Source organism: Streptomyces sp. AF1A (assembly GCF_047340315.1).
In the GTDB taxonomy this organism is placed as follows: Bacteria; Actinomycetota; Actinomycetes; order Streptomycetales; family Streptomycetaceae; genus Streptomyces.
In genome coordinates, this window is record NZ_JBLEBI010000317.1 from 1 (window position 1) to 3,662 (window position 3,662).

At 72.9% G+C, this 3,662-nt stretch carries 3 protein-coding genes; all 3 read left to right on the forward strand.

The genetic code is table 11. The features are described 5' to 3' along the window. A partial coding sequence (locus ACLU3S_RS36250) for an SIS domain-containing protein (RefSeq protein ID WP_413956229.1) occupies positions 1 to 955 on the forward strand: 955 nt, incomplete at its 5' end. Between the two features lie 95 nt (positions 956 to 1,050). Beyond that, a complete protein-coding gene (manA, locus tag ACLU3S_RS36255) occupies positions 1,051 to 2,202 on the forward strand; it encodes a mannose-6-phosphate isomerase, class I (protein WP_413956230.1) in 1,152 nt (383 codons plus the stop codon). Positions 2,203 to 2,342: 140 nt separating this feature from the next. Next, complete coding sequence (locus tag ACLU3S_RS36260; protein ID WP_413956231.1) at positions 2,343 to 3,323, forward strand: cation diffusion facilitator family transporter; 981 nt, start codon at positions 2,343 to 2,345, stop codon at positions 3,321 to 3,323. The last annotated feature ends 339 nt before the right edge of the window (positions 3,324 to 3,662 follow it).

Consider the following 3,662-nt stretch of genomic DNA (forward strand, 5'->3'; position numbering starts at 1 on the left):
CGCCGGCCCCGGTGCCGCCGCCACGCACACCGCCGACCTCCTCGGCACGCTGGCCGGCCCCGGCAGCCCGGTGGTCCGCCTGGCACCCACCGGGGTCGCCCCGGCCGCGGGCGCCCTGCGCTGGGAACTTCCCGGCTGGGCCGGATCCGTGGACCTGCTCCTGTTCGCCACCCCGGACGGCACCGAACCCAGCCTCTCCCTCCTCGCCGACCAGGCCTACCGCCGGGGCGTCACGGTGGTGGCCGTGGCCCCGGCCGGCACCCCCCTGGCCGAGGCGGTCGCCGGCGCGCACGGACTGTTCGTACCGATGGCCACGGCACCGTACGACCAGGAGGAACCGCTCGCCGCGTCCTCCCCGGGCGTCTTCTGGGCCCTGCTCACCCCGCTGCTGGCCCTCCTGGACCGCGTCGGCCTGCTCAACGCCCCGCCGGAGGACCTGGAGAAGATCGCCGACCGCCTCGACCACATCGCCGAGCGCTGCGGTCCAGCCATCGCGACCTACAGCAACCCCGCCAAGACCCTCGCCGCCGAGCTCGCCGACGCGCTGCCCGTGGTGTGGACCGAAGGACCCTCGGGGGGCCCGGCGGGCCGCCGGTTCGCCGCCGCCCTCGCCGAACTCGCCGGCCGGCCCGCCGTCGTCGCCGAGCTCCCCGAGGCGCTCGCCACGCACAGCGCCCTGCTGGCCGGCCCGCTCGCGGCCAGCGCCGACCCGGAGGACTTCTTCCGCGACCGCGTGGAGGAGCCGCCCGCGCTGCACGCGCGCGTGGTGCTGCTGCGCGACCGCCCCATCGGCGGACTCACCGCCGCGACCGCGGCCCGCGACCTGGCCCTCAGCCACGACACGCCGATCAGCGAACTCGAACCTGAGGAGGGCGGCGAGCTGGAGTCCCTCGCGGAACTGATCGCCGTCACGGATTTCGCCGCCGTTTACCTGGCGCTCGCTTCCGGGGCCTGATCCGGCCACGGGCCGGGCCACCCGCGCCCCCACCGGCACCGCGCCCCCCGGCGCCGGCGCAGGCTGAGCCGCGTACCTACGGAGACAGAGAAGACATGGACCGCCTCGACAACGCCATCCGCCCCTACGCCTGGGGTTCCCCCACCGCCATCCCGCACCTGCTCGGTGTGGAGCCGACCGGTGAGCCCCAGGCGGAGATGTGGATGGGCGCCCACCCGGGAGCGCCGTCGCGCACCGCGCGCGGCACGCTCGTCGACGTCATCGACGCCGACCCCAAGGGCGAGCTGGGCGCCGAGACGGTCGCGAAGTTCGGCCCGCAGTTGCCGTTCCTGCTGAAGATCCTCGCCGCCGGCGCGCCCCTGTCCCTGCAGGTGCACCCCGACCTCGAGCAGGCCAGGGACGGCTACGCGGACGAGGAGCGGCGCGGCATCCCGCTGGACGCTCCGGACCGCAACTACAAGGACGCCAATCACAAGCCCGAACTGATCTGCGCGCTCACAGAGTTCGACGGCCTGTGCGGCTTCCGCGACCCCGTCCAGGCCGCCGGCCTGCTCGCCGGGCTCGGCGTCGACTCGCTCAAGCCGTACGTCGACCTGCTGCATGCCCACCCCGCGGACGCGGCCCTGCGCGAGGTCCTCACCGCGATCCTCACCGCCGACCCGCGGGAGATGGCCCGCACGGTGGCCGAGGCCACCGCCGCCTGCACCCGCCTCGGCGGCGACCACGCCCCCTACGCCGACCTCGCCCACCACTACCCGGGCGACCCCGGCGTCATCGCGGCCATGCTCCTCAACCACGTCCGGCTGCAGCCCGGCGAGGCCCTGTTCCTCGGCGCCGGCATCCCGCACGCCTACCTCAGCGGCCTCGGCGTCGAGATCATGGCCAACTCCGACAACGTCCTGCGCTGCGGCCTGACCCCCAAGCACGTCGACGTCCCGGAACTGCTGCGCATCGTCCGGTTCGAGGCGAGCGAGCCGGGCGTGCTGCGCCCGGAGGCGTCCGCGGGCGGTGAGGAGGTCTACGAGACGCCGATCGACGAGTTCCGCCTGTCCCGGTACGTCCTGTCCGAGGGCGGCGCCGCGCACGACCTCACCCGCGACACCCCGCAGATCCTGCTCTGCACGGCCGGTTCCGTGACGGCGGGCGAGCACCGGCTGGGCCCGGGCCGGTCCGTCTTCGTCCCCGCGGACGAGAAGGCCGAGATCTCGGGCGCGGGCACCATCTTCCGCGCCACTGTGATCGTATGACCGCGACTGTGGATACCTGACGCGCCAGGGCCCGGCCGGGCTGCAAGAATGGCCCACCGGCAAAGGCCGGGCAAAGCCGGAACCCGTCCGGACGGCATGGGCGGACGAGCGCGACAGAGGCGAAGGGACAACGCGGACACATGAGCGCGTCAGGCGGTACCAGGGCGATCGTGGCGGCACTCGGCGCCAACCTCGCGATCGCGGCATCGAAGTTCGTGGCATTCGCGTTCAGCGGCTCCTCCTCGATGCTCGCCGAGGGCGTCCACTCGCTCGCCGACTCCGGCAACCAGTTCCTGCTGCTCATCGGCGGCAAGAAGGCACAGCGCGAAGCCACCCCGCAGCACCCCTTCGGCTACGGCCGCGAGCGCTTCATCTACGCCTTCCTCGTCTCGATCGTCCTCTTCTCCATCGGCGGCATGTTCGCCATCTACGAGGGCTACGAGAAGATCAGCCACCCGCACGCACTGGAGCACTGGTACTGGCCGGTGGGCGTCCTCGTGTTCGCGGTGATCGCCGAGGGCTTCTCCTTCCGCACGGCCATCAAGGAGTCCAGCGAGCTGCGCGGCGCGCTGTCCTGGGCACAGTTCATCCGCCGCGCCAAGGCGCCCGAGCTGCCCGTCGTCCTGCTGGAGGACTTCGGCGCACTCATCGGCCTCGTCCTCGCCCTGCTCGGCGTCGGTCTCACCGTGATCACCGGCGACGCCGTCTGGGACGGCATCGGCACCGTCTGCATCGGTGTCCTGCTCGTCTGCATCGCCCTCGTCCTGGCCGCCGAGACCAAGTCCCTGCTGCTCGGCGAGGCCGCAGGCACCGACGTGGTCAAGCAGATCGAGACCGCGATGGTCGACGGCCGCACGGTCACCGGCGTCATCCACATGCGCACGCTGCACCTCGGCCCCGAGGAGCTGCTGATCGCCGCCAAGATCGCCGTCCGGCACGACGACACGGCAGCCGAGGTCGCAAGCGCCATCAACGCGGCCGAGGCCCGCATCCGCGATGCCGTCCCCATCGCCCGCGTCATCTACCTGGAACCGGACATCTACAGCGAGGCCGAGGCCGCCAAGGGCCCGGACCCGGAGGCGACCCCCGGCGGCCCCAACCCGCACGCCGTCGGGCACTGACCGACCGCGCGACGGCGCACCACCGCCCTCCGGTCGGCTCGAAGCATCCGGAGGCGGACTGGGGACGACCGGGTCGTCCGGTGTAGCTTGGGACGGAGCCAGACGTCGCTGCTGATGGCGGTCGGGCGGTCCCGGACGGGCCGACCGAGGGAGAGAGGGCCTCCGACGGACTGCGCTGCGCGTACGTGGGCATGCCAGTGTCCTCTTCTCGGACACCACGTGTGTCCGCCGCCGCGCAGACCAGCCGTACCCACCTCGACCCGATACCGAGGAGCAGCTCGTAATGACGACTGTCGAGAACCGACAGGACTTCAAGGTCGCCGACCTCTCGCTGGCCGA

Bases quoted from the DNA above. Each gene is read 5' to 3' on its own strand.
- manA (WP_413956230.1), top strand. From the start codon at position 1,051: ATGGACCGCCTCGACAACGCCATCCGCCCCTACGCCTGGGGTTCCCCC.
- ACLU3S_RS36260 (WP_413956231.1), top strand. From the start codon at position 2,343: ATGAGCGCGTCAGGCGGTACCAGGGCGATCGTGGCGGCACTCGGCGCC.